The organism is Roseburia sp. AF15-21, assembly GCF_003479505.1.
In the GTDB taxonomy this organism is placed as follows: domain Bacteria; phylum Bacillota; class Clostridia; order Lachnospirales; family Lachnospiraceae; genus Roseburia_C; species Roseburia_C amylophila.
Map to the genome: position 1 here is coordinate 337 of NZ_QUHG01000029.1, position 358 is coordinate 694.

The window sequence follows — 358 nt, forward strand, 5'->3', positions numbered from 1 at the left end:
GCCTCAATCGCATTATCTAATAAATTTCCAAAAATAGTTGTAATGTCGATTGGTGCAAGGAAATTCAGATTCACATTATCCACCTTTATGGTTACTGAAATACCTTTTTCCCTCATAACGGATTCTTTATCGGTAAGAAGAATGTTCAAGATCGGATTTTCTGTGTATTGAACCGGAATGAGTGGCTTTAACAGTTCTCTGATTTCCGCTGCATATTCTCCTGCCGTATTCCCCTGCTCTGCACCATATAATCCTTCGATTGCTTTAATATGCTTATTTACATCATGTAATATGTGGACGGTTTGATCATATTTTTTTGTCTGCGTCAAATAGTATTCGTATTGTACCTTTGCCTGTT

The 358-nt window shown here is 36.6% G+C and carries 1 pseudogene; it reads right to left on the reverse strand.

The features are described 5' to 3' along the window. Positions 1-329, reverse strand: a pseudogene (locus DWW33_RS16090) (GHKL domain-containing protein); the annotation flags it as partial. Positions 330-358 lie beyond the last annotated feature (29 nt).